Source organism: Pseudomonas sp. 1D4, from assembly GCF_001728925.1.
Taxonomy (GTDB): Bacteria; Pseudomonadota; Gammaproteobacteria; order Pseudomonadales; family Pseudomonadaceae; genus Metapseudomonas; species Metapseudomonas otitidis.
In genome coordinates this window covers 100,206-123,946 of sequence record NZ_LXJQ01000010.1, presented here as the reverse complement: position 1 = coordinate 123,946, position 23,741 = coordinate 100,206, and the positions used below count along the sequence as shown (strand labels likewise).

18 protein-coding genes and 1 pseudogene are annotated in these 23,741 nt (G+C 65.7%); 12 read left to right on the top strand and 7 right to left on the bottom strand.

From position 1 onward, the window contains the following. From A7D27_RS07990 to A7D27_RS07975, 4 genes are read right to left on the bottom strand one after another with little or no spacing between them, the layout of a single operon-like run. Nucleotides 1-1,020, bottom strand: coding sequence for an ABC transporter permease (locus tag A7D27_RS07990; protein ID WP_069560308.1), 1,020 nt, complete (start codon nt 1,018-1,020; stop codon nt 1-3). A gap of 1 nt (nt 1,021) precedes the next feature. Further along, nucleotides 1,022-2,107, bottom strand: coding sequence for a microcin C ABC transporter permease YejB (locus tag A7D27_RS07985; protein WP_069560309.1), 1,086 nt, complete (start codon nt 2,105-2,107; stop codon nt 1,022-1,024). Continuing rightward, entirely contained in the window at nt 2,107-3,975 is a 1,869-nt protein-coding gene (locus tag A7D27_RS07980) for an extracellular solute-binding protein (protein ID WP_069564562.1), read from the bottom strand. Before A7D27_RS07980 ends, A7D27_RS07985 begins: the two co-directional genes overlap by 1 nt. Next, entirely contained in the window at nt 3,972-5,801 is a 1,830-nt protein-coding gene (locus A7D27_RS07975; RefSeq protein ID WP_069564561.1) for an extracellular solute-binding protein, read from the bottom strand. Before A7D27_RS07975 ends, A7D27_RS07980 begins: the two co-directional genes overlap by 4 nt. Before the next feature lie 239 nt (nt 5,802-6,040). Here A7D27_RS07975 and A7D27_RS07970 point away from each other — a divergent pair, with 239 nt between their 5' ends. Then, a complete protein-coding gene (locus tag A7D27_RS07970; protein ID WP_069560417.1) occupies nt 6,041-7,492 on the top strand; it encodes an HDOD domain-containing protein in 1,452 nt (483 codons plus the stop codon). Here A7D27_RS07970 and A7D27_RS07965 read toward each other — a convergent pair. Both A7D27_RS07965 and gloB read right to left on the bottom strand, forming a co-directional pair. Beyond that, nucleotides 7,480-9,063 carry a lytic transglycosylase domain-containing protein gene (locus A7D27_RS07965; protein ID WP_069564560.1) on the bottom strand — a complete coding sequence of 528 codons (1,584 nt, stop codon included), beginning with the start codon at nt 9,061-9,063 and terminating at the stop codon, nt 7,480-7,482. The two genes, A7D27_RS07970 and A7D27_RS07965, sit on opposite strands and share 13 nt — an antisense overlap. Nucleotides 9,064-9,163: 100 nt before the next feature. Further along, nucleotides 9,164-9,943 carry a hydroxyacylglutathione hydrolase gene (gene gloB / locus A7D27_RS07960; protein ID WP_069564559.1) on the bottom strand — a complete coding sequence of 260 codons (780 nt, stop codon included), beginning with the start codon at nt 9,941-9,943 and terminating at the stop codon, nt 9,164-9,166. Nucleotides 9,944-10,072: 129 nt separating this feature from the next. Between gloB and A7D27_RS07955 the strand changes: the two genes are divergently transcribed. The 8 genes and pseudogenes from A7D27_RS07955 to nudC all read left to right on the top strand — a co-directional run bounded on the left by A7D27_RS07955 (nt 10,073) and on the right by nudC (nt 19,326). After that, nucleotides 10,073-10,837: a class I SAM-dependent methyltransferase gene (locus A7D27_RS07955; RefSeq protein WP_069560314.1), complete on the top strand. Its 765-nt coding sequence runs from the start codon at nt 10,073-10,075 to the stop codon at nt 10,835-10,837. Between the two features lie 18 nt (nt 10,838-10,855). Next, nucleotides 10,856-11,281 carry a ribonuclease HI gene (gene rnhA / locus A7D27_RS07950; RefSeq protein WP_069560315.1) on the top strand — a complete coding sequence of 142 codons (426 nt, stop codon included), beginning with the start codon at nt 10,856-10,858 and terminating at the stop codon, nt 11,279-11,281. Nucleotides 11,282-11,339: 58 nt separating this feature from the next. Then, nucleotides 11,340-12,077: a DNA polymerase III subunit epsilon gene (dnaQ, locus tag A7D27_RS07945; RefSeq protein WP_069560316.1), complete on the top strand. Its 738-nt coding sequence runs from the start codon at nt 11,340-11,342 to the stop codon at nt 12,075-12,077. 124 nt (nt 12,078-12,201) lie between these two features. Next, nucleotides 12,202-14,457, top strand: a complete 2,256-nt coding sequence (locus A7D27_RS07940; RefSeq protein WP_069564558.1) for an arginine/lysine/ornithine decarboxylase — start codon at nt 12,202-12,204, stop codon at nt 14,455-14,457. Further along, nucleotides 14,441-15,833, top strand: a pseudogene (locus tag A7D27_RS07935) (amino acid permease). Before A7D27_RS07940 ends, A7D27_RS07935 begins: the two are co-directional and overlap by 17 nt. A 126-nt stretch (nt 15,834-15,959) precedes the next feature. Further along, a complete protein-coding gene (locus tag A7D27_RS07930; RefSeq protein ID WP_069564556.1) occupies nt 15,960-16,772 on the top strand; it encodes a crotonase/enoyl-CoA hydratase family protein in 813 nt (270 codons plus the stop codon). 39 nt (nt 16,773-16,811) lie between these two features. Then, a complete protein-coding gene (locus tag A7D27_RS07925; protein ID WP_069564555.1) occupies nt 16,812-18,491 on the top strand; it encodes a ferrous iron transporter B in 1,680 nt (559 codons plus the stop codon). 1 nt (nt 18,492) lies between these two features. Continuing rightward, nucleotides 18,493-19,326 carry an NAD(+) diphosphatase gene (gene nudC, locus A7D27_RS07920; RefSeq protein WP_069564554.1) on the top strand — a complete coding sequence of 278 codons (834 nt, stop codon included), beginning with the start codon at nt 18,493-18,495 and terminating at the stop codon, nt 19,324-19,326. On the opposite strand, the gene A7D27_RS07915 is transcribed toward nudC, so the two are convergent. Beyond that, on the bottom strand, nt 19,303-20,079 hold the full coding sequence (locus A7D27_RS07915; RefSeq protein ID WP_069564553.1) for a TSUP family transporter: 777 nt from the start codon (nt 20,077-20,079) through the stop codon (nt 19,303-19,305). The genes nudC and A7D27_RS07915 overlap by 24 nt on opposite strands. Nucleotides 20,080-20,178: 99 nt before the next feature. Here A7D27_RS07915 and A7D27_RS07910 point away from each other — a divergent pair, with 99 nt between their 5' ends. From A7D27_RS07910 to A7D27_RS07900, 3 genes are all read left to right on the top strand, one after another. Then, a complete protein-coding gene (locus tag A7D27_RS07910; protein WP_069560323.1) occupies nt 20,179-20,829 on the top strand; it encodes a hypothetical protein in 651 nt (216 codons plus the stop codon). Nucleotides 20,830-21,069: 240 nt separating this feature from the next. Beyond that, the gene (locus A7D27_RS07905; protein WP_170832281.1) at nt 21,070-22,311 is read left to right on the top strand and encodes a glutamine synthetase family protein; all 1,242 of its coding nucleotides are present in this window, start codon (nt 21,070-21,072) and stop codon (nt 22,309-22,311) included. Nucleotides 22,312-22,427: 116 nt separating this feature from the next. After that, nucleotides 22,428-23,738 (top strand): MFS transporter, encoded by a 1,311-nt coding sequence (locus A7D27_RS07900; protein WP_069564551.1) that lies wholly within the window; start codon nt 22,428-22,430, stop codon nt 23,736-23,738. Nucleotides 23,739-23,741: the final 3 nt, after the last annotated feature.

The window sequence follows — 23,741 nt, the reverse complement described above, 5'->3', positions numbered from 1 at the left end:
TCACTTCCTCGGGTCGAAGGCATCGCGGGCGGCTTCGCCGATGAACACCAGCAGCGTCAGCATCAGGCCCAGCACGGCGAACGCGCTGATGCCCAGCCAGGGCGCCTGCAGGTTGGACTTGCCCTGGGACACCAGCTCACCCAGGGACGGTGCGCCCGGGGGCAGACCGAAGCCGAGGAAGTCCAGTGCCGTCAGGGTGCCGATGGCGCCGGTGAGGATGAAGGGCAGGAAGGTCATGGTGGAGACCATGGCATTGGGCAGAATGTGGCGGAACATGATCGCGCCGTTCTGCATGCCGAGCGCCCGCGCAGCGCGCACGTATTCCAGGTTGCGGCCGCGGAGGAACTCGGCGCGCACCACGTCCACCAGGCTCATCCAGGAGAACAGCAGCATGATGCCCAGCAACCACCAGAAGTTCGGCTGCACGAAGCTGGCCAGGATGATCAGCAGGTAGAGCACCGGCAGCCCGGACCAGATCTCCAGGAAGCGCTGCCCGGCCAGGTCCACCCAGCCGCCGTAGAAGCCCTGCAGGGCACCCGCGGTAACGCCGATCACCGCGCTCAGCAGGGTCAGGGTCAGGGCGAACAGTACCGAAACGCGGAAGCCGTAGATGACCCGGGCGAGCACATCGCGGGCCTGGTCGTCGGTGCCCAGCAGGTTTTCGGCGGACGGCGGCGCGGGAGCGGGGACCTTCAGGTCGTAGTTGATGGTGCCGTAGCTGAAGGGGATCGGCGGCCAGTACATCTCGCCGTCGCGCGCGGCGATCAGTTCCTTCATGTACGGGCTGCGGTAGTTGGCTTCCAGCGGAAACTCGCCGCCGAAGGTGGTTTCCGGGTAGCGCTTGAAGGCGGGGAAGTACCACTCACCGTCGTAGCGGATGGCCAGGGGCTTGTCGTTGGCGATCAGCTCCGCACCCAGGCTGAGGACGAACAGCGCGAGGAACAGCCAGAGGGACCACCAGCCACGTTTGTTGGCCTTGAAGCGCTCGAAGCGACGGCGGTTGATGGGCGATAGGCGCATGTCAGCCCTCCCGGCTTTCGAAGTCGATGCGCGGATCGACGAGGGTGTAGGTGACGTCGCCGATGAGCTTCACCAAAAGGCCCAGCAACGTGAAGATGAACAGCGTACCGAACACCACCGGGTAGTCGCGGTTGACCGCCGACTCGAAGCTCAGCAGGCCCAGGCCGTCGAGGGAGAAGATCACCTCGATCAGCAGCGAGCCGGTGAAGAACAGGCCGATGAAGGCCGCCGGGAAACCGGCGATGATCAGCAGCATGGCGTTGCGGAACACGTGGCCATAGAGCACGCGGTTCTCCGAAAGGCCCTTGGCGCGCGCGGTAATCACGTACTGCTTGTTGATTTCGTCGAGGAAACTGTTCTTGGTGAGGAAGGTGAGGGTGGCGAAGTTGCCGATCACCAGGGCCGTCACCGGCAGGGCCAGGTGCCAGAAGTAGTCGAGCACCTTGCCGCCCAGGCTCAGTTCGTCGAAGTGGTTGGAGGTCAGCCCGCGCAGCGGGAACCAGTCGTAGTAGCTGCCGCCGGCGAACAGCACGATCAACAGGATGGCGAAGAGGAAGGCGGGAATCGCGTAGCCGACGATGATCGCAGTGCTGGTCCAGACGTCGAACACGCTGCCGTGCCGCACCGCCTTGGCAATGCCCAGGGGGACCGAGACCAGGTACATGATCAGGGTGCTCCAGAGGCCGAGGGAGATGGACACCGGCATCTTCTCCAGAATCAGGTCGGTGACCTTGGCGTCGCGGAAGAAGCTGTTGCCGAAATCGAAATGCAGGTAGTTCTTCACCATCAGCCAGAAGCGTTCCGGCGCTGGCTTGTCGAAGCCGTACATCTTCTCGATTTCCTTGATCAGCTCCGGGTCCAGGCCCTGGGCACCGCGGTAGTTGGAGCCGGCCACCGAGACCTCGCCGCCGCCTCCGGAGATGCGCCCGGTGGCACCGCCGGAGGCGGCGTCGAAGCCTTCCAGCTTGGCGATCATCTGTTCCACCGGTCCGCCGGGGGCGGCCTGGATGATGATGAAGTTGATCAGCAGGATGCCGAACAGGGTGGGGATGATCAGCAGCAGGCGCCGCAGGATGTAGGCGAGCATCAGCGGGCGTCCTGTTGCGGTTCGGTGGCCGGGGCCTCGGGAGCGTCCGTTGCCTCAGCGGCGGGCGTTGCACCGGGCTTCTGCCACCAGGTGAACAGGCCGAGGTCGTACTGCGGCGTTGCGGCAGGGCGTTGGAGCGGGTCCCAGTAGGCGACGCGCCAGGTGTCGACGTAATAGTTGGGAATGGCGTAGTGCCCCCACAGCAGGACCCGGTCCAGCGCCCGCGCATGGTCGATCAGGCTCTGTCGGGAGTCGGCGCGGATCAGGCCTTCCACCAGGGTGTCTACCGCCGGATCGCGCAGGCCGATGAAGTTGCGACTGCCAGGGCTCTCGGCGCTGCGGGAGTGCCAGAACTCCATCTGTTCGTTGCCTGGCGAGTTCGACTGGCCCCAGGTGGCGGGAATCATGTCGTAGTCCCGCGAGCGCAGGCGGGTCATGTACTGGGAGACGTCGACACGACGGATCACCAGTTCGATGCCCAACTCGGCCAGGTTGCGCTTGAACGGCAGGATCACCCGCTCCAGGTTGGCCTGGGCAATCATGATTTCGAAGCTCAGCGGCTTGCCGTCCGGCCCTACCATGCGGTCATTCTCGATGTGGTAGCCGGCTTCGGTGAGCAGCTTGTAGGCGTGGCGCTTCTGGTTGCGGATGATGCCGCTGCCATCGCTGACCGGTAGCTGGAAGGGCTGGGTGAAGACCTCGTCGGGGATCTTGCCACGCAAGGGCTCGAGGATCTTCATCTCGGCTTCGGCTGGCAGGCCGCTGGCGGCCATCTCGGAATTCTCGAAATAGCTGCGGGTACGCTTGTAGGCGCCGAAGAACAGTTGGCGGTTGGTCCATTCGAAGTCGAACAGCGAGGCGATGGCCTCGCGCACGCGGCGATCCTGGAACACCGGCCGGCGAATATTGAAGGCGAAGGCCTGCATGCCCACTGGGCTGTGGTTGGGGATGGCCACCTGGGTGATATGCCCCTTGCGCAAGGCCGGGCAGTCGTAGCCGGTGGCCCAGTCCTTGGCGGAATACTCCAGATTGAAGTCGAACTGCCCGGCCTTGAAGGCTTCCAGGGCGACGGACATGTCGCGGTAGTAGTCGACGCTGACAACGTCGAAGTTGTAGTAGCCACGGACCACCGGCAGATCCTTGCCCCACCAGTTCTTGACCCGCTCGAAACGGATCGAGCGCCCGGCTTCCACCTGGGTGATGCGGTAGGGGCCACTGCCCAGGGGCGGTTCCAGGGAGGACTTGGCGAAGTCGCGGGTGCTCCACCAGTGCTTGGGCAGGATCTGGATCTGCCCGAGGATCAGCGGCAACTCGCGGTTGCCCGGGTGCTTGAAGTCGAAGCGCACGCGCTGGGCGTCTTCGGCCACCACCTTGTCCACGTCGGAATAGTAGTGGCGGTACATCGGATCGCCGTGCTGCAGCAGGGTCTGGAAGGTGAAGACCACGTCCTCGCTGGTCACCGGGGTGCCGTCGTTGAAGCGGGCCTTGGGGTTGAGGTAGAAGCGCACGAAGCTGTTGTCCGGTGCTTTCTCGATCTTCTCCGCCAGCAGGCCGTACTCGGTGAACGGCTCGTCCGGGGAGTGGAAGGTCAGGGAGTCGTAGATCAGCCCCAGCTGGCTGGCCGACGTGCCCTTCGGAATGAAGGCGTTGAGGCTGTCGAAGCCGCCATAGCTTGCCAAGCGCAGGGTGCCGCCCTTGGGGGCGTCCGGGTTGACCCAGGCGAAATGCTTGAAGCCCACCGGGTACTTGGGCGTTTCGTCATACAGCGTTATGGCGTGCCGAGGTTCGCTCTGGGCCAGGCCGGCAAGGCCAAGCAGCAGGGCGCCGCAGCCGGCCAGGCACCAGGTGCGCAGGGAGTTCGTGCTCATCGGGTGTTCTCCGTGGGCTTCTGCCACCACGCACGCAGGCCCAGGGTGTAGGGCGGCGTGGTGACGAAGGCGAACCGGTTGCGGTACGCCAGGCGATGGTAGTTGAGGTACCAGTTGGGAATGCTGTAGTGCTGCCACAGCAGCGTGCGGTCCAGTGCGCGGCCGGCGGCCACCTGCTCGTCGCGAGTGCGGGCGCCCAGCAGGCGCTCCAGCAGGGCATCCACCACCGGGTCGGCGACGCCGGCGTAGTTCTTGCTGCCCTTCACGCCGACCTGGCTGGAATGGAAGTACAGAGACTGTTCCAGTCCGGGGCTGAGGCTCTGGGGCAGGGTCATGAGGATCATGTCGTAGTCGTAGTGGTCCAGACGCTGCTTGTACTGGGCACGGTCGACGGTTCGCAGGGTCACGTCGATGCCGATGCCTGCCAGGTTCTCGGTGTAGGGCTGGAGGATGCGCTCAAGGTTGGGGTTGACCAGCAGGATCTCGAAGCGCAGCGGCTCGCCACGGGTGTTCAACAGGCGCTGGCCGGAGAGCTTCCAGCCGGCCTCGCCCAGTAGACCCAGCGCCCGGCGCAGGGTTTCACGCGGGATGCCACGCCCGTCGGTCGTCGGCACGTTGAAGGGCTCAGTGAACAACTGTGCCGGCAATTGTGCGCGGTAGGGAGAAAGCAGCAGCCACTCCTGGCCCTCGGGCTTGCCGGTGGCGGTGAACTCGCTGTTGGGGTAGTAGCTGTTGGCACGCAGGTAGGCGTTGTTGAACAGCGCGCGGTTGGTCCATTGGAAGTCGAACATCAGCCCCATGGCCTCGCGCACGCGGCGGTCCTGGAACACTTTGTGGCGGGTGTTCATGAACAGGGCCTGGGTCTGGGTGGGGATCTGGTGCGGGATTTCGGCGCGGATCACATCGCCCCGGACCACGGCCGGGAAGCGGTAGCCGTTGGCCCAGTTCTTCGCCTGATGCTCGATGTAGAAGTCGAATTCGCCGGCCTTGAAGGCTTCGAAGGCGACGTTGGCGTCGCGATAGAACTCCACTTCGACCCGGTTGAAGTTGTATTTGCCCCGGTTTACCGGCAGGTCCTTGCCCCACCAGTCCTTGACCCGTTCGAACACCAGCCCGCGTCCGGGACGGACCTGGGTGATGCGGTAGGGGCCGCTGCCCAGCGGTGGCTCGAAGGTGGTGGCCTTGAAATCACGATCCTTCCAATAGTGCTGCGGCAGTACCGGCAGCTCGCCGAGGCGCAGGATCAGCAGCGGGTTGCCGGCGCGCTTGAGGACGAAGCGGATGCGGTGGCGGTTGAGGATGTCGACCCGCTTCACTTCTTGCAGGCTGGTGCGGTACTGGGGGTGGCCGTTGCCGATCAGCGTGCGGTAGGAGAAGGCCACGTCGTAGGCCGTGATCGGCTTGCCGTCGTGAAAACGCGCTTCGGGGCGCAGGTTGAAGACGACCCAGCTGCGGTCCTCGCTGTACTCGACGCTGGAGGCGATCAGGCCATAGCTGGAGGCCGGTTCGTCTCCCGAAGGATCATAGATGCCGGTGCCGACCATCAGCGGCTCGTTGAGCTCGGAGATGCCGTACTGCAGGAAGTTCGGCGTGGCCACCGGGCTGGTGCCCTTGAAAGTGTAGGGGTTGAGGGTGTCGAAGGTACCGAAGGCCATCAGCCTCAGCGTGCCGCCTTTGGGGGCCTCGGGGTTGACCCAGTCGAAGTGGGTGAAGCTGGCGGGGTACTTCAGGCCGCCGAACTGGGCATAGCCATGGCTCTCGCTGAGTGTCGCGCTCGCGCCTGCGCTGGCGAGCAGGCCGATCAGCAGGAGAAGGAGGTGACGCATCAGGTGGGGATCCGGTCCGTGGTGCGCTGGGAAGGGGGTGTGCCGTGAGCCGTGCAACGCTTGGAAACCTCGCGTGATGCAGCCACTGGCGGCCTTGTCCTGTGTCGCCGAAAGGACAGTAGGACGGGCGTTCTGGCCGGTACAGTAACAGCTTGTATCCACTGGAAAAAGGTCCGCCCAGAGTGGGGCCGGCCAGCCTTTTGACTACACTTTTCCAAAACGTGCGGGGGTTCCTCATCTTGGGTTTACGCAGCCATGGTTTGCAGTCATGGATCGACAGGCTCACTCAGGCGGATTTGCCTGCTCTAGCGGCGGTCGTCTTCGACCTCCACAGTCTTGCCCGGCGCGATCACGCGTCCGTCCAGCAATTGGCCGACGTGCTGCTGCGTGATGCCGCGCTGACCGCCAAGGTCCTTCGGGTGGGCAACAGTGCGTACTACAACCCTTCCCAGGAGCCGATTCGCACGATCTCCCGCGCCATCGTGCTGATCGGTTTCGAGAACGTTCGCCTTATCGGCCTTTCCCTCAGCCTGATCGACGGTCTGCTGACCCGCGCCCCTCGTGAGCAGTTGCAGGAGCTGCTGGCGCGCTCGTTCCATGCCGCCGTGCAGGCACGCAACATCGCCGGCTATGTGATCAGTCGTGACCAGGAGGAGGTGTTCATCGCCGCACTGCTCTATCGCCTCGGGGAACTGGCGTTCTGGGGCTGCGCAGGGGAGCAGGCCGACGAGCTTGCTCAGGCCCTTGCACAACCCGGTGCAGACGAAGAGCAGACAGTGCGCGAGGTGTTGGGCACCAGCTTCCGCCACCTCACCATCGGGCTGATCAAGAGCTGGAGCCTGGGGGAAGTGGCAGCGTTGGCTCGCGGTGGCGGCGCCCAGGCCGATCCGGCCGTGAGGGCTGTGACACTTGGGGTACAGATCAGCGAGGCGGCGCTGGAGGGCTGGGACTCGCCGCAGATGGCGATGCTGATCCCGCAGATGGCGCAGTTCATCGGTGTATCCCCCGAGGAGGCGATGCAGCAGGTGCTGGCCAGTGCCGATGAGACGGTGAAGGTGGCGGCGACCTTCGGCGCCAGCCGCCTGTGTGCGCTCATTCCGCCCACTGACCCTGAGCAGTTGCTGGTGCAGCAGGCCCAGCGCAAGGCACGCCAGCTCCAGCCCGACCTGCTGCTGATGCAGCAGGCCCTGCAGGACCTGGGCATGATGGTGTCCCGCCAGGCGGATGTGGGCCTGATTCTCGACACGCTGGCGCGCGGCCTGCATCTTGGCGTGGGCTTGGAGCGTGTGATGGTGGCGGTTCTTGCCGACCGCCAGACCTGTTTCCGCGTCAAGCGGGTCGCGGGCGAGGCGGCGGAGGATTGGCGGCAGGGCTTCGAGCTACCGGTCGAGCAGCCGGAACAGCCTCACTTGTTCAGCTACGTGCTGCGTAGCCGCGAGCCGTTATGGATGGGCACTCCCGCCACTTGCAGCCTGAACGACCTGATGACCCAGCCCATGCGCCGCTGGTTCGGCCAGGGGATGTTCTTTATCGCGCCATTGTTCGCCGGGGCGCGCCCGATCGGCGTGATCTACGCTGACTGCCGCCCTTCGGGGCGTGCGTTGAAGCCTGAGCAGTTCGTCGCCTTTCAGCGCTTCGCCCAGTTGGCTGGGCGCTGTCTGGCGGCGATCGGCAAGCCTCAGGGGAGGTAGAGGGTCAGGGTCTGGCCCGGCTTCAGGGCGTGCCCGCTTCGGGGATTCCAGCGCTGGATGTGCTTCATCTCCACATTGAAGCGCTTGGCGATGACGTACAGCGAATCCCCTTTCTTCACCTTGTAGTAGGTCACCGCGTCACGGCCTGCCTTGTCGGTCATCGCCACGGTACGGGTGGTGGTGCGGGTGCTGCTGGTGCCCTGCAGGGCGAGGGTCTGGCCGATTTTGAGGTGGGTGCCGTTCAGGCGGTTCCAGCGCTTGAGGTCATTCACGTGGACGCCGGTCTGCTTGGCGATCTGCCAGAGGTTGTCACCGTTGCGGACCTTGTAGATACGCGCCTTGGCGGCCGGCTCGTTACGGGCCAGGTTCTGGAACACCGGCTGGGCTGGGGTGCGGCCGGCTTCCACCGGGATGCTGAGGCTCTGGCCCACGCGCAGGCGGCTCCCTGAGAGGCCGTTGATTTCCTTGATGCTGGCGACGCTCACCTGGTAGCGGTTGGCGATGGCCTGCAGGTTGTCGCCGCTGCGCACGCGGTACTCCTGCCACTCCACCAGGTCCTGGGGCGCGAGGGTAGACAGGCTGGCCAGCAGTTGCTCGGCCTTCTGGGTCGGTACCAGCAATTGCTGCGGGCCGTCCATGGTGATGCGGCGCTTGAAGGCGGGGTTGAGCTGATAAAGCTCATCCGCGTCCAGGTCGGCCATTGCCGCCACGCGGGACAGGTCCATGCGCTGCTTGAGTTCCACCACCTCGAAATAGGGCTCGTTGGCCACGGGGCTCAGGGCGATGCCGTAGGCGTCGGGGGCCAGGACCACTTGCGAAAGGGCCAACAGCTTGGGCACGTAGTCGCGGGTTTCCTTAGGGAGTGGCAGGTTCCAGTAGTCGGTGGGCAGGCCCACTTTCTCGTTGCGCTCGATGGCGCGGCTCACGGTGCCTTCCCCGGCGTTGTAGGCGGCGAGGGCCAGCAGCCAGTCACCGTTGAACATCTCGTGCAGGCGGCCGAGGTAATCGAGGGCAGCGTTGGTCGAGGCGGTGATGTCGCGCCGGCCGTCGTACCAGTTGGTCTGGCGCAGGTTGAAGTGACGCCCGGTGGAGGGGATGAACTGCCACAGACCCACCGCGTCTGCGCGGGAGTAGGCGAAGGGGTTGTAGGCGCTCTCGATGACCGGCAGCAGCGCCAGCTCCAGCGGCATCTCACGCTCTTCGAGGCGTTCGACGATGTAGTGGATGTAGGGGTTGCTGCGTTGCGACGCCTTCTCGACGAAGGACGAGTTGCTGACGAACCAGAGGCGCTGTTGCTCGATGCGCGGGTTGACGCCGATCTCGTCCTGCAGGGCGAAGCCCTTGCGCATGCGCTCCCAGATGTCCTGTGGTTCCTGCTCGACCTGCGCCTCTTCCTGCCACTGGGTCTGCTGGTGCAGCTTGGCCGCCAGTACCTTCTCCTGGCTGTCGTCCTCGGGGCGGTGGCCCATGCTCTGGCAGCCGGTAAGGGCGGCTGCGGAGACCAGCAATACAGCCCTTACGGCTCTTGCCAATGCGTCTAGATCAAGGGTTTTCGGCGGCGTAGACGGCATTGGTCGCTGGGCTTTTCCGGGAAAAAAGATCGGGCGATTCTAGGAACCGACCCGGGGGTGGTCAAGTTTTCACCAGCTCGAATGTGACCTGAAGGGCGTTTCAGAACGTGTCCTTCCAACTCCTCAGGGTGGCGAACACCGCTGCCGGGGCGGTGTGGTGGCTGCCGCTCCGTTTGTCGGCTGCTGAGATCACCGAGGCTTCCCCGACCCGCAGGAACGGGTTGGTGGCGCGCTCCAGGGCAATGCTGGAAGGCAGGCTGATGCCGTCATCCTCGCGCAGGCGGCGCACGGCCTCGAAGCGTTGCTCAATCGCCAGGTTGCCCGGCTCGACGGCGCAGGCGAAGCGCAGGTTGCCGAGGGTGTACTCGTGGGTGCAGTAGACGCGGGTCGGGGCGGGGAGGGCGGCGAGGCGAGACAGGGCCGCGTGCATCTGCTCGGCGGTGCCCTCGAAGAGGCGTCCGCAACCGGCGGCGAACAGGGTATCGCCACTGAACAGCAGCGGTGCGGTGGCGTCGTCGTGGAAGTAGGCGATATGGCCCAGGGTGTGGCCGGGAACGTGGAGCACCTCGAACGTCAGGCCGAGCACCTCGATGCGCTCGCCGTCTTCCAGCGCCCGATCCCGCGCCGGGATGGTCTCGTGGGCCGGTCCGTACACCGTGGCGCCGGTGCGAGCCTTCAGCTCGGCCACCCCACCCACATGGTCGCCGTGGTGGTGGGTGATCAGGATGTCGCTGAGGGCCCAGCCGGGGTGTGCCTCCAGCCAGGCCAGCACGGGGGCGGCGTCGCCGGGGTCGACCACCGCACAGCGTCGTTCGGTCGCATCCTGCAACAGCCAGATATAGTTGTCGGAGAAGGCACGGATGGGGTCGATCTGTATCATGGGCCGCTCGCCTGTCTGTCAGCAAAAGCGCATCTTAGGGGCCGTGCCCCAGGGCGTCGAGCCGGTGTGGGCAGTGCCCGTCGTGCTGCCCGGATCGGCGGCCCCCGTGTCCATCACCAGGAGGTTTCCGTGAACAGGCCACCCATCGCCCAGGCCGATCCTGCCTGGCTCGAGTTGATCGAGGACGCCCGCACCTGGTTCTCCGGCCCGCTGGGTGGGCTGATGCTGTTCGAGGAGCAGCGCCTGCTCGAGGACGAACTGGGGCGTTATTTCGGCGGCTACCTGGTTCACTACGGCCCCCGCGCTGAACTGCCGCCGGGGGCGCAGCAGATCCAGCGCAGCGTCCATCTGGGCGCGCCATTGTCGGGGGTGGAGATCGCCTGCGATGAGAGCGCCTGGCCCCTCTCCGAACACGCTGCCGATGTGGTGGTGCTGCAGCATGGGCTGGATTTCAGCCTCTCGCCCCATGGCCTGCTGCGTGAGGCCGCGCGCAGTGTGCGCCCTGGCGGGCACCTGCTGATCGTCGGGGTCAACCCCTGGAGCGCCTGGGGCGTGCGTCATTACTTCGCCGGGGACGCCCTGGGCAAGGCCCGCTGCATCGCGCCGAGCCGGGTCGCCGACTGGCTCAACCTGCTGGGCTTCGCGCTGGAGAAACGCCGCTTCGGGTGCTATCGTCCGCCGCTCGCTTCACCGGCCTGGCAGTCGCGCCTGGCCTGGATGGAGCGCTGGGGCGGCGCCGGGCAGTGGCTCGGTGCCGGCTTCTATCTGCTGGTGGCGCGCAAGTTGGTAGTCGGCCTTCGCCCGTTGCGCCAGAGTCGACGCGAGCCCATGGGCAAGCTGATTCCCATGCCGGTGGCGAAGGTCAGCCGGCGCGATTCGAAACACGAGGCATAAGTGACAGAACGGGTCGAGATGTACACCGACGGGGCCTGCAAGGGTAACCCCGGTCCCGGTGGCTGGGGCGTATTGCTCGTCTACAAGGGCGCCGAGAAGGAGCTCTGGGGGGGCGAACACGACACCACCAACAACCGTATGGAGCTGATGGCTGCGATTGCCGGTCTGGTGGCGCTCAAGCGGCCGTGCCAGGTGCGTCTGGTCACCGACTCCGAATACGTGATGCGCGGCATCCAGGAATGGCTCCCCAACTGGAAGAAGCGCGGCTGGAAGACGGCCGCCAAGCAACCGGTGAAGAACGCCGACCTGTGGCAGTTGCTGGACGAGCAGGTCAGCCGCCACCAGGTGGAATGGCAGTGGGTGCGCGGGCACACCGGTCATCCGGGCAACGAGCGCGCCGACCAGTTGGCGAACCGGGGTGTCAGCGAGCTGGGCCCCCGTTAGAATGCGCCATCGCAATACCGCCTCCTGATCCAGACCCTCCACCCCACGGGCATCGAACATGCGTTACGTAGTACTGGATACCGAAACCACCGGCATGCCGGTGACCGATGGCCACCGCATCATCGAGATCGGTTGCGTCGAGCTTGAAGGGCGCCGCCTCACCGGTCGCCACTTCCACCAATACCTGCAGCCCGACCGCGAAGTGGACGAAGGCGCCATCGCCGTTCACGGCATCACCAACGAGTTCCTGGTGGGCAAGCCGCGCTTCAAGGACGTCGCCGACGAGTTCTTCGAATTCATCAAGGGCGCCGAGCTGATCATCCACAACGCGGCGTTCGACATCGGTTTCATCAACAACGAGTTCGCCCTGCTGGGGCAGAGCGACCGTTCCGACATCGCCGAGCATTGCGGCGTGATCGACACCCTGATGATGGCGCGCGAGCGCCATCCGGGGCAGCGCAACAACCTCGACGCCCTGTGCAAGCGCTACGACGTCGACAACTCCGGCCGTGACCTCCACGGCGCACTGCTCGACGCCGAGATCCTCGCTGACGTCTACCTGGCGATGACCGGTGGTCAGACCAACCTGTCCCTGGCGGGCGAGGGCGGTGACGAGGGCGGTCGGCCCCAGGCCTCGCCCATCCGCCGCATTCAGGGCCGTGCGCCCGGCCGCGTTCTGCGGGCCAGCGAAGCGGAGCTGGCAGCTCACCTGGAGCGGCTGGCGGTGATCGAGAAGGCCTCCGGCGGCCCGGCCCTGTGGGCCAAGCTGGAGGCACCGACTACGCCCGAGGCGTGAGCAGCGCCGATTTCACCGGCGCGACCTTTTCTTACAGGTGCTAGCGCCGGGGGTTACGCGACTCCCGGCGAGCTTCTACCCTGGCGTCCTGGGCGGGATGGACCCGCCGTACCGGGACGTCCTCATGTACAAAGACCTGAAGTTCCCCATCCTCATCGTCCACCGCGATATCAAGGCCGATACCGTCGCGGGGGAGCGCGTGCGCGGCATCGCCCACGAACTGGAGCGGGACGGTTTCGTTATCCTCTCCACCGCCAGTTCCGCCGAGGGGCGTATCGTCGCCTCCACCCATCATGGGCTGGCCTGCATCCTGGTGGCCGCGGAGGGCGCCGGGGAGAACCAGCGCCTGCTGCATGACGTGGTCGAGCTGATCCGCGTCGCCCGGGTGCGAGCGCCGCAATTGCCGATCTTCGCCCTGGGTGAACAGGTCACCATCGAGAACGCCCCCGCCGAAGCGATGGCCGACCTCAACCAGCTGCGCGGCTTGCTGTACCTGTTCGAAGACACCGTGCCGTTCCTCGCGCGCCAGGTGGCGCGGGCTGCGCGCACCTACCTGGAGGGGTTGCTGCCGCCGTTCTTCCGCGCGCTGGTGGAGCACACCGCGCAGTCCAACTATTCCTGGCACACGCCCGGCCACGGCGGTGGCGTTGCTTACCGCAAGAGCCCGGTGGGGCAGGCCTTCCACCAGTTCTTCGGCGAAAACACCCTGCGTTCCGACCTCTCGGTGTCGGTGCCCGAGCTGGGTTCGCTGCTGGACCACACCGGACCGCTTGCCGAGGCAGAGGCGCGGGCGGCGCGGAACTTCGGCGCGGACCACACCTTCTTTGTCATCAACGGCACCTCCACCGCCAACAAGATCGTCTGGCACTCCATGGTCGGTCGCGATGACCTGGTGCTGGTAGACCGCAACTGCCACAAGTCGATCCTCCATTCGATCATCATGACCGGCGCGATCCCGCTGTACCTGATGCCGGAGCGCAACGAGCTGGGCATCATCGGACCAATACCCCTGAGCGAATTCAGTCGCGAATCGATCCAGGCGAAGATCGACGCCAGCCCGCTGGCCCGCGGACGGGAGCCGAGGGTGCGCCTGGCGGTGGTGACCAACTCCACCTACGACGGGCTCTGCTATAACGCCGAGCTGATCAAGCAGACCCTGCGCGACAGCGTCGAGGTGCTGCACTTCGACGAGGCCTGGTACGCCTACGCGGCCTTCCACGAGTTCTACGCCGGCCGCTACGGCATGGGCACCGCGCGAGGGGCGGGCGGCCCGCTGGTGTTCACCACCCACTCCACCCATAAACTGCTGGCGGCCTTCAGCCAGGCCTCGATGATCCATGTGCAGGACGGCGAGACCCGCCAGTTGGACCGTGATCGCTTCAACGAAGCGTTCATGATGCACATCTCCACCTCACCCCAGTACGGGATCATCGCTTCGCTGGACGTTGCCTCCGCCATGATGGAGGGCCCCGCCGGGCGCTCGCTGATCCAGGAAACCTTCGACGAGGCCCTGAGTTTCCGACGTGCCCTGGCCAACGTCGGGCAGAACCTGGCCGAGGACGACTGGTGGTTCAGCATCTGGCAGCCGCCGAAGGTGGAAGGGCGCGACCAGGTCAGCACCCCCGATTGGCTGTTGCAGCCCCAGGCTGACTGGCACGGCTTCGGCGAGGTGGCCGACGACTACGTGCTGCTCGACCCGATCAAGGTCACCCTGGTGATGCCGGGCCTGACTGCCGACGGACGTTTGGGCGAACGCGGCATTCCGGCGGCGGTGGTCGGCAAGTTTCTCTGGGAGCGCGGGCTGGTGGTGGAGAAGACCGGCCTGTATTCCTTCCTGGTGCTGTTCTCCATGGGCATCACCAAGGGCAAGTGGAGCACCTTGCTCACCGAACTGCTGGAGTTCAAGCGGCTCTACGACGCCAATGCGCCGCTGATCACCGCCTTGCCGTCCATCGCCCGTGCCGGTGGTGCCCGCTACCAGGGGCTCGGCCTGCGTGACCTGTGCGACGAACTCCACGGCTGTTACCGCGACAACGGCACCGCGCGGGCGATGCGGCGCATGTACACCACCCTGCCGGTCGCCGCCATGAAACCGGCGGACGCCTACGACAAGCTGGTGCGCGGCGACGTAGAGGCGGTGCCGCTGGATGCGCTGCAAGGGCGCATCGCGGCGGTGATGCTGGTGCCCTACCCGCCGGGTATCCCGCTGATCATGCCGGGGGAGCGCTTCACTGAAGAGACCCGTTCGATCATCGACTACCTGGCCTTCGCTCGGACGTTCGACGAGTCCTTCCCCGGTTTCGACTCCGATGTGCACGGCCTGCAGCAGCAGGACACCCCGCAGGGCCACTGCTATACCGTTGATTGCATCAAGGAGTGACTCGGCCTGGGGGCGCGATGAGCGACGAGCGAACGGCGGTGAGGCGGGGCGGTGGCATGGGGTTCTGGACCTGCACTGCCCTGGTGGTGGGGAACATGATCGGGTCGGGCGTTTTCCTGCTGCCCTCCAGCCTGGCGGCCTATGGCGGGCTCAGCCTGTTCGGCTGGCTGATCTCCAGCACCGGTGCGGTCATCCTCGCGCTCATCTTCGCCCGGCTGGCGCGGCTCGCGCCCGGGGCGGGTGGCCCCTACGCCTACACCCGTGATGGCTTTGGTCCGTTCGCCGGCTACCTTTGCGCCTGGACCTATTGGAAGGCGGCCTGGATCGGCAACGCGGCCATCGCCGTGACCCTGGTGGGCTACCTGCAGGTGTTCTTCCCGGCCTTGCGCGACCCGGTGCTCACTGTGTTGGTGGCCATCGGTGCCATCTGGCTGTGCACCCTGATCAACCTGCGGGGCATCGGCGCCTTCGGTGTGGCACAGAACATCCTCACCGCGCTTAAGCTGATCCCGCTGCTGCTGGTGGGCATTCTCGGCTGGTTCTCGTTTCATCCCGAGTACCTGCGCATCCCCACACCGGAGGAGCTGCCGCCGGGAACCGGGGGCTACGCCAAGGCGATCGCCACCACGGCGGCGCTGACGCTGTGGTCCTTTATCGGCCTGGAGTCCGCCACCGTACCGGCGGACGATGTCCGCGATCCGCGCCGCACCATTCCCCGTGCCACGGTGTTCGGCACCCTGGTGGCGGCGGCCGTCTACATCCTCTCCATCACTGCCGTGCAGGGCACGTTGCCGCCTGAAGAGTTGGCTCGCTCCAGCGCACCGTTTGCCGATGCGGCGCGGGTGCTGGTGGGGGAGTGGGGCTACCACCTGGTCGCGGCCGGGGCGGTGATCGCCTGCCTGGGGGCGCTCAATGGCTGGGTGCTGCTGCAGGGGCAGATCCCCATGGCCACCGCCCGCGACGGGCTGCTGCCCCATTCGCTCGGCCAGACCAACCGCTGGGGGGCGCCGGCCAACGGGCTGCTGGTCTCGGCAGTGCTAGTGACCGCCTTGGTGTTCGTCGATGGTCAGGGCGAGCTGGTGGACGTGTTCAACGTCATCATCCTGCTCGGCACCATGACCGGCGTCGTGCCCTACGCCTTCTGCACCGCCGCGCTGCTGCAGTGGCTGGCAGTCAAGCCCGAGGCATTCAGCGAGTGTGAGCGCGGTTGGGCCCTGCTGTTGGGGTCACTGGGCTTCGTGTACGCCATCTGGGCGCTCTACGGCACCGGCGAGCAGGCGATCTTCTGGGGCTTCCTGGTACTGATGGCCGGTATCCCGCTATACAGCTGGCGGCAGTGGCGAAACCGTGTGGAAGGCGCAAGGACAAGTGGTTGAAGGTCGATGGCGTGGCCTGCTTCACAGAGGCCACCTTCGACTTTCGGTGTCCGCTTGTTATAGTTGCCGGGTTTGGAATTCCGCACTTTTCATAGGCCAGCAGCAGAACTGGCGAGGATAACTTTCGTGCCCGACTACAAAGCCTTTCGCGTAGAGCTGACGGACAAGATCGCCCACGTGGAGATCAACCGCCCCGAGAAGATCAACGCGATGAACGCCGATTTCTGGGCCGAGATCGTCGAGATCTTCCGCTGGATCGATGAAACGGACGAGGTCCGGGTCGCTGTCCTCAGTGGTGCCGGCAAGCACTTCTCCTCCGGTATCGACTTGATGCTGCTGGCCTCCGTCGGTGCGCAGCTGGGCAAGGACGTGGGCCGCAATGCCCTGGTGCTGCGGCGCAAGATCCTCGAGCTGCAAGCCTCGTTCAATGCTGTCGACCTGTGCAGCAAACCGGTGATCGCTGCGATCCAGGGCTACTGCCTGGGAGGCGCGATCGACCTGGTGTCCGCCTGCGACATGCGCTATTCCACTGTCGATGCTCAGTTCTCCATCAAGGAGATCGACATCGGCATGGCCGCTGACGTGGGTACCCTGCAGCGGCTGCCGCGCATCATCGGCGACGGCATGATGCGCGAGCTGGCCTACACCGGCCGCACCGTTGATGGTGAAGAGGCGCGCAGCATCGGGCTGGTCAATCGCACCTACGCTGACCGCGATGCACTGATGGAAGGCGTATTCGCCCTGGCGCGGGACATCGCAGCCAAGTCGCCGGTGGCGATCCGTGGCACCAAGGAAATGATCCGCTACATGCGCGACCACCGCGTAGACGATGGCCTTGAGTACATCGCCACCTGGAACGCCGCCATGCTCCAGTCCAACGACCTGCGTGTGGCCATGGCCGCCCACATGAACAAACAGAAACCGGAATTCGCCGACTGATGCCGTACCAGTATTTCGCGCGGGAGGCGCGCTAGACCCATGGTCACCGGAGCCACTTCCCTCAGCCTGGTGCGCGACGAGCTGTTCGCCACGATCGAGCAGGCCGAACAGAGCCTCGAACAGTTCATCGTCGACCGCCACAACGGCAGCCTGCTGCAACAGGCGGTCGAAAGCCTGCAGCAGGTGCGCGGCACCCTCAACCTCATCGAACTGACCGGCGCCGAGCTGCTGGCGCAGGAGATCCTCCAGCAGGCCACCGACATCCCGGCCGGCGTGGGGGAGGAGCGTGACAACCAGTTGGCTGCCCTGAGCAACGCGCTCTACGTGCTGCGCCGCTACTTGGAAAACGTCGACGCTCACCGGCAGGAAATGCCCGAGCTGTTGCTGCCGGCGATCAACGAGTTGCGTCAGTCCGCCGGGCAACAGCCGCTGCCGGAGAGCTTCTTCTTCAGCGTGCGTCTGGACCAGGCTCGCGTGCCGTCTGCCTCCAGCCTGCCTGAGGTCAGCGCCCAGTACCTGATGGCGCGCCGCCTGCGGCAGATGTACCAGGTGGGCCTGCTGGGCTTCATCCGCGAGCAGAGCCCCCAGCCCAGCCTGAAGCTCATGGGCCGTGCGTTGGCACGCCTGGACAGCCTCTACGCCATCGACCCGCGTGCGCGCTTGTGCTGGATCGGCGCTGCGGCGCTGGAGGCGATGGTGGATGGGCAGTTGATCGCGCGTAAGTCGCGCAAACAGCTGTTCGCCCGCATCGACCGCGAACTCAAGCAGCTGCTGGCCAACGAGCACTACGAAGCGCCGCGCAGCCTGCAGAAGGAGCTGCTCTATCTGGTAGCCCTGGCGGACAGCCAGGGCCCGCGTGCCACCGAGGTCCGCAGCGTGTTCGGGATGACGGCGATGCCGTTCACCGATCACCTGCTGGAAGAGGAATACCAGCGCCTGGCCGGCCCCGGCCAGGCCGTCATGCGCTCGCTGTCCTCGGCGATCCGCGAGGAGCTGGCCAGCGTGAAGGACGTGCTCGACCTGATCGAGCGCGGCACCGCTCAGCCCGAAAGCCTCGGCAGCCTGCACGCCCTGCTGGGCAAGCTGGCCAAGACCCTTGGCATGGTGGGCCTGACCTCCGCCGCCAATGCGCTGCAGGCACAACTGCCCGCCGTCGGCAGCTGGGCCGAAGGCGAAGCGGTATCGCCGGAGTCGCTCAACCGGCTCGCCGACGCCGTGCTGTATGTCGAGAGCATGGTGGCGGACCTGGAGCGCGGCGAGCGCCGTGATACCCGCCAGGCGGCCACCCCGGTGATGACCGAGGCTGAGTCCTTCGCCCAGCACCAACTGACCGAGGCGCGCATCGTGGTCATCGACGAGGCCCAGGGCGGCCTGGCGATGGCCAAGCGCGCCATCACCGCCTACCTCGAGTCCAACGGCGACAAGCTGCACCTGGCCAACGTGCCCAGCACCCTGCAGGCCGTGCGCGGTGGCCTGTGGTTCCTTGGGCAGGAGCGTGCCGGCAACCTGGTGGGCGCCTGTGGCGAGTTCATCCAGAAGCAGATGCTGGAGGCCGTGCAGATGCCCTCCGAGCAGATGTTGGAGACCCTGGCCGATGCCCTGACCAGCCTCGAGTACTACCTTGAGGGCGGCGCGGTGCTGCGCCCTGAGGCCCATCCTGATGTGCTCGATCTCGCGGCCGACAGCGTGCGGGCACTGGGTTTGCAGGTGGCGGCCTGAGATGGCCGACCCGCGCTGGCGTTCGAGCTTTCTGGATGCGGCTCGGCCTGGCGGCTGGGCGCTGGCGCACTGCCGCCAGACTTTCCTGGCGGACAGCAATGGTGTGCTGTTCCCCCGTGACTGGCTGAAGCGCCAGGACCTGCCCATCCTTGCCGAGCATGGCATCGGCCACTTCGGTGACGATGAAGTCTTCCTCCTCGAACTGGCGCGCCCCGCCGACGTGCCAGGCGCGGCCTGGGTCGGCCTGCGCCAGTTGATGATGCAGGGTGACGCCGAGACCTTCCGCATGCTGGGTTTTGCCACCCAGATCGGGACCTGGGCCGATCACCACCGCTTCTGCGGCAGCTGCGGTGCACGCATGGTCCAGGTAGCCAGCGAGCGGGCGATGCATTGCGAGAGCTGCGGCGTTCATCACTATCCGCGGCTGTCGCCCAGCATGATCGTGCTGGTGACCCGTGGTGATGAGCTGCTGCTGGCGCGCTCGCCGCGCTTTGTCAGCGGCGTCTACAGCACGCTGGCGGGCTTCGTCGAGCCCGGCGAGACGGTGGAGGAGTGTGTAGCCCGGGAAGTGTGCGAGGAAGTGGGGGTCGAGATCGCTGAGCCTCGCTACATTGCCAGCCAGAACTGGCCGTTCCCGCACTCGTTGATGCTGGGCTACCACGCCGAATACCGCTCCGGTGAGATCGTCCCTCAACCGGGCGAAATCGAGGACGCGCGCTGGTTCTCCATCCATGCGCTGCCGCCACTGCCGGCCAGCAAGTCCATTGCCCGCTATCTCATCGAGCTCTACGTGGCGCGCCGCCTGGGGTTGTCAGAACCAGTGCTGCCAGGCTAGTCGCGCAGTCAGCGCCAGCACCACGCAGATGAACACCGGGCGGATCAGCTTCGCCCCACCGCTGATGGCAGTGCGGGCGCCGAAGAAGGCGCCGGCCATCAGCGCCAACCCCATGCTGATGCCCAGTACCCAGGCCACCTGGCCGCCGATGATGAACACCGCCAGTGCCACGCCGTTGCTGACGAAGTTCATGGTGCGCGCCACGCCGCTGGCCCGCACCAGGTCGAGTGGGTAGAGCAGCAGGCTGCTCACCGTCCAGAAGGCCCCTGTGCCGGGACCGGCAACGCCGTCGTAGAAGCCCAGTCCCAGTCCCTGGGGCCATTGCCGGCCACGGGGGATGGCTGCGTCAGCGGCGTGCTGCACGTCGGGGGTGCGGCCGAACAAGAGGTACAGGCCACAGCCGAATACCACGGCCGGCAGCATCTGGTTGAGCCAATGTGCCGGCATCCAATGGGCGATGATCGCGCCAAGGGCAGCGCCCACAGCAGTGCCCAGCAGGGCGTTCTTCCAGCGGCGCGGCTCGAACAGCTTGCGTCTGTAGAAGGTGTAGCTGGCGGTGGCAGAGCCGAAGGTGGCGCAAAGCTTGTTGGTACCCAGTACCAGGTGGGGCGGCAGCCCGGCCGTGAGCAGCGCCGGGATGGTCAGCAGGCCGCCGCCGCCCGCGATGGCGTCGATGAAGCCGGCCAGGAACGCGACGCCGGCGAGCACCAGCAGGGTGACCGGATCAACTGCGAGTTCGATGGGGAAAGGCATAAATGCTCGATCTGTGGCGGACTGCGCAGCGTGGCAACTGGTCGCTGCGTCGGGAGGTGCGCATAATGCCGGCTCTTTTGTGGAGAAGGAAAGGGTTCCATGCAGTATGACGGCCTGGCCTGGGGCATCGCCCTGCTGGCCCTGCTCGCGGTCGTGGTGGCCGCACGCATCCTGTTCGACCGTAGCTGGTTCCTCGGCTGGTTGCGCGGCACCGTGGGTCTTGCATTCGTGGCCCTGGCTACTCTGGTCGGGACAGTTGCCTGGGACCTGACCCGCTACGACCACCTGGACACCGGCAAGCCTATCGTGACACTCAGCTTCAAGGCGCTCGGGTCCCAGCGCTACGAGGTGATGCTGTTGGAAGGCGGTCGTGAACGTAGCGTGCTGCTGGATGGCGATCTTTGGCAACTGGATGCTCGGCTGCTTCACCTGAAGGGGTTGGCACGGCTGATCGGCCTGCAGTCCGGCTACCGCCTGGAGAAACTGTCGGGCCGCTTCCTCGCCATCGAGGACCAGGAACTGGCGCAGCACCCCGAGGCGACGCTGGCCAGTAGCCCCTATGGCATCGATCTGTGGCGCTGGCTGAGGGTGGGGCAGCATGACCTGTTCCTGTTCGATGCCCAGGCTCAGCGCGTCACCTTCCTGCCGATGGCGGATGGGGCGGTCTACGCGGTCAACCTTTCACCCACTGGGCTTCTGGCGCAGCCCATGAATCAGGCGGCCACCCAGGCGCTCAAGGACTGGCGCTGACCTCCCTTAAGCTAACCGCGCATCACCGAGCCCCCGCATCTGCGGGGGTTTTCATATGTGCTTGAAATATTGAACAGGTGATGAGTATTTTGGGCGCGCCGCCATTCGCAGCGGTCCATGTCTGACAAGGAAAACAACATGAACACGGCAATCCCGGCCGAGCTGGCAGAGCACTTGGCTGGAGTCGATGAGATCGAGTGCGTGACGCCTGACCTGAATGGTGTGATGCGGGGCAAGGTGATGACCGGCGAGGGTTTCCTCTCCGGACGGCGCTTGCAGTTGGCGCGTGGCGTGCTGCTGCAGTGCATCATGGGCGGCTATCCGCCGGCGCGCTTTTACGGCAGTGATGACGGTGACCTGGCGTTGGTGGCAGACCCCGGGCAGGTCCATCGCCTGCCGTGGAGTGACACGCCGCGTGCCCTGGCGATCTGCGATGCCCATGAGCTGGATGGCCGCGCGTCGGGTCTGTCCACCCGTGGCTTGCTGCGCCGTGTTCTGGATCGCTATGCCGAGCGCGGCTGGTCGCCGGTGGTGGCCACCGAGCTGGAGTTTTTCGTGTTCGCGCCCAATCCCGATCCCCATCAGCCGTTCCAGCCACCGGTTGGGCTGGATGGTCGCCGCGAGGACGGTTGTTCGGCGTTCAGCGTGAGCTCCAACAGCGGCCTGCGCCCCTTCTTCGAAGAGGTTTACCGTTGCATGGCGCTGCTGGGGATGCCGCGTGACACCTTCATGCACGAGATGGGTGTCAGCCAGTTCGAGATCAATCTCCTGCATGGCGATGCGATGCTGCTGGCCGACCAGACCTTCCTGTTTAAGCACCTGCTCAAGGAGGTCGCCCTCAAGCACGGGCTGACCGTGGTGTGCATGGCCAAGCCGCTAGCGCATACGCCGGGTAGCTCGATGCACATCCATCAGAGTGTGGTGTGCTGCGCGGATGGGCGGAACATCTTTTCCGAGGCAAATGGCGAACCGTCGCAGGCGTTCTACCACTTCATCGGAGGGCAGCAGGCGGCGATGGCGGAGTTGACCGCCCTGTTCGCACCCAACGTGAACTCCTACCAGCGCTTGTGCCACCCCTACGCGTCGCCGAACAATGCGTGCTGGTCCCACGACAACCGTGCCGCCGGGCTGCGTATCCCGGCCAGTGCGCCCATTGCGCGACGGGTGGAGAATCGCTTGCCGGGGGCGGACACCAACCCCTACCTGGCGATTGCCGCCAGCCTGGCGGCGGGGCTTCATGGCCTGGAACAGGGGATCGAGCCGAGCCCGCTGATCCAGGGGGAGTTCGAGGTGCCGGATTCTCTGTCGTTGCCCTGTACCTTGCATGCGGCCCTGGAGCGTCTGAAGCGCAGCGACCTGGCACGGGAACTGTTCGGGGAGGAGTTCATCGAAGGCTACATCGCCACCAAGACGATGGAGCTGGCGAGCTTTTTCGATCAGATCACGCCCTGGGAGCGTCGTGTTCTGGCAGCCCTGGCTTGATCCGGCAATGTAGAGTTCCAGCGTTCGACGGCCTTTCTGCCAGGCCCTAGCATTACCCCTCATCGCGGGCCGCACTCAAGCGGCCCGCCCTTGCTCAAGGAGCGCATGGAAAGCCGATGGGTCGAGTCCTGAAGTCCTTCCGGGCCCTGTATTTCGCAACGTTGCTCATGCTGATCGGCTCCGGCCTGCTCAGTACCTACCTCGGCCTGCGCCTGGCGGCGGACAAGGTCGACGGCCTGTGGGTCGGTGCGCTGATGGCGGCCAACTACCTGGGCCTCATCATCGGGGGCAAGCTGGGGCACCGGCTGATCGCACGAGTCGGGCACATCCGTGCGTATGTCGCCTGTGCGGGGCTGGTCACCGCCGCCGTACTGGGACACGGCCTGTTGAGCTGGGTACCTGGTTGGCTGTTCCTGCGGTTGCTGGTTGGCCTGGGGATGATGTGCCAGTACATGGTGATCGAGAGCTGGTTGACGGAGCAGGCTGAGCCTGGCCAGCGCGGCAAGGTGTTCGCCGGCTACATGTTGGCCTCTTACCTCGGCCTGGTGCTGGGTCAACTGGTGCTGGTGTTGCACCCCGGCCTTGGCCCGGAACTGCTGATGCTGGTGGCGATGTGCTTCGCGTTGTGTCTGGTGCCGGTGGCGGTGACTCGCAAGATCCACCCGGCGCCTTTGCACCCGGCGCCGCTGGAGCCGCGCTTCTTCATCCGGCGGGTGCCGCAGTCGATGACGACGGTGCTGGTGTCGGGCCTGATGCTGGGGTCGTTCTACGGTCTGGCGCCCCTCTACGCCACGCGGCAGGGGCTGACTACCGAGCAGGTCGGCCTGTTCATGGGCTGCTGCATCCTTGCAGGTTTGCTGGTGCAGTGGCCGCTGGGCTGGCTGTCGGACCGTAACGACCGCGCCATGCTGATCCGCAGTGCATCGGTGCTGCTGGTGCTGGCGGCCCTGCCGTTGGCGCTGATGCCCAGTGTGCCGATGGAGATGCTGTTCCCCATGGGGTTTCTGGTTTGCATGCTGCAGTTCACGCTCTACCCGCTGGCGGTGGCCTTTTCCAATGACCACATCGAGGCGGAGCGTCGGGTGTCGCTGACGGCGATGTTGCTGATCACCTTCGGTGTGGGCGCGAGTATTGGCCCGCTGCTGACGGGGGCGCTGATGAAGCTGCTGGGGCCGAACATGTTCTATGCCTTCGTCAGCGTTTGTGCGCTGATTCTGGTGGTGCGGGTGCGTCCCGATAAGGTCACGGGTCTGCACCGGGTGGACGAGGCTCCGCTGCAGCACGTTGCGACACCAGAGGTGAGTTCGCCTTTGGTGGCGGCGCTCGACCCGCGCGTGGATGAGCAGATGGTGCAGGAGCAGATGGCAGGGGAGGCTTTCACGCAGCCTCCAGCTCCCGAGGAGCCGGAGGCGCCTCACCCGAGCTGAAGG